The 1,788-nt window shown below is 61.6% G+C and carries 2 protein-coding genes and 2 pseudogenes; 1 reads left to right on the top strand and 3 read right to left on the bottom strand.

Annotated features, from left to right (window positions below):
- The 3 genes and pseudogenes from VGP39_RS02535 to hisB form a co-directional block, all read right to left on the bottom strand.
- Positions 1–120: pseudogene (locus VGP39_RS02535) on the bottom strand (imidazole glycerol phosphate synthase subunit HisH); the annotation flags it as partial.
- Entirely contained in the window at positions 117–650 is a 534-nt protein-coding gene (locus tag VGP39_RS02540; protein ID WP_327566536.1) for a DUF2628 domain-containing protein, read from the bottom strand. The gene VGP39_RS02540 and the pseudogene VGP39_RS02535, both read right to left, overlap by 4 nt.
- 197 nt (positions 651–847) lie before the next feature.
- The gene (gene hisB / locus VGP39_RS02545) at positions 848–1,441 is read right to left on the bottom strand and encodes an imidazoleglycerol-phosphate dehydratase HisB (RefSeq protein WP_327566537.1); all 594 of its coding nucleotides are present in this window, start codon (positions 1,439–1,441) and stop codon (positions 848–850) included.
- A 182-nt stretch (positions 1,442–1,623) separates the two neighbouring features.
- Here hisB and VGP39_RS02550 point away from each other — a divergent pair.
- Positions 1,624–1,788, top strand: a pseudogene (locus tag VGP39_RS02550) (HslU--HslV peptidase proteolytic subunit); the annotation flags it as partial.

The raw sequence follows: 1,788 nt of genomic DNA on the forward strand, positions 1-1,788 counted from the left end.
TTCGGGGTCACGCGTGACCACGATCTTTTCCGGATTCTCCATGCTCCGCGCCGCGCGCTCGAACGCTTTTGCGGCGGAGTGCAGGTTGCCGGAGCCGTAATCGATGATGGCAACGCTCAACGCGACGCTCCCGGTTGCGGAAACAGGCCGATAATATCGCCATGCGGCAACGGCGGCGGCCGTGAAAACGCCTGGCCCGGGATGTCCCGCGTCGGCGGCGGCGCCCCCCGATCGATAGCCGATTGATCGTTGCCGACATTGCCTTGTCTGGACGTCCAGCGATCGAAGAAACGCCGTTCGGCGGTTTCCTCGTGGTCGGCCACGACGACATCGAGCTGACGCCATTTGCGCCGCGATACCGTCCAGCGCCACAGGCTGGCGGCCTCAAACCCCATCAACAGCGCGATCAGCAACATCACGACAAAGCGCGTGCCGGCGCTGGCGTGAAGCAGCGAGAGCGCAACCGCGACACCGACCCAAACCGCGATATAGCCGATCAGTGCCAGCCACAGCCGATGCCATGCCAGCCACAGCGGGCCCAAAAGAAACGCCCAGAAATGAAATCCATCGCGAACGAACACGAACCTGTCCGCCGCGCGCCGCACTTCGGTACCGCCAGCCACGGGCGCATGAACTGTGTAGACCGGCATGGTATCTCCGTATCTGACTGTCATCCCGACGAGCACTTGCGACCAAACCGTCCGCCTTTCGTCATACGCGGGCTTGACCCGCGCATCCATCACACTTCGGAAAAGCCTTTCGAAGAGGATGGATTGCCGGGTCAAGCCCGGCAATAACGAAAATGGGATTGCTCCGTCGCAAGTGCTCCTCGCAATGACGACTTCACTCAGCCGCCGAGCTGACCCTTTGTGGAAGGCACTTCGCCCGCCGCGCTTGGATCGATCGCGACGGCTGTGCGCAGCGCCCGTGCCAGACCCTTGAAGCAGGATTCGGCGATATGGTGGCTGTTCTCGCCATATAGGGTCTCGACATGCAAAGTCACACCGGCATTGATCGCAAAGGCGTTGAACCATTCGCGCACCAGTTCGGTGTCGAAGGTGCCGACCTTATCGCGCGGAAACTCGACCTTGAACACCAGCACCGGCCGCCCCGAAATATCGATTACGACCCGCGACAGCGTCTCGTCCATCGGCATGTGGACGCCGGCGTAGCGAGATATCCCGGCCATGGTGCCGAGCGCCTGCTTCACCGCCTGGCCGAGCGCGATGCCGACATCCTCGGTGGTATGGTGATGATCGATGTGAAGGTCGCCTTCCGCCTTGACGGCGATGTCGATGCGCGAATGGCGGGCGAGCAGGTCAAGCATATGGTCGAAGAAACCGATGCCGGTCGCAACGGTGGATACGCCCGTGCCATCGAGGTTCACGGTCACCTCGATGTCGGTTTCCTTGGTTTTGCGCTTGATCGTCGCCGTGCGCATGAAGAGGGCTCTCCGCCTACCTGAAAACGCGCCCTTTTAACAGGCTCATGTCGCCTTCGCTACTGCGGGAAGGCGCATTCAGAGCCGAACTTCAGCCTATGGTGACCGGAATCCCGGCCCGAATGGCGGCAATTGCAACCCCGCGCGCCAATCCCTAAATCTGGAACCAACCTGAGGTCTCCATGCAAGCATCACCATCCGAATCGCCGGTCTGGCACGGCACCACCATTTTGACGGTCCGCAAGGGCGGCAAGGTGGTGATCGGCGGCGACGGCCAGGTCTCGATCGGCCAGACCGTCATCAAATCCAACGCCAAAAAGGTCCGCAAACTCGGCAAGGGCGACGTC

It is taken from the genome of Bradyrhizobium sp. (assembly GCF_036009065.1).
Classification (GTDB): Bacteria; Pseudomonadota; Alphaproteobacteria; order Rhizobiales; family Xanthobacteraceae; genus Bradyrhizobium.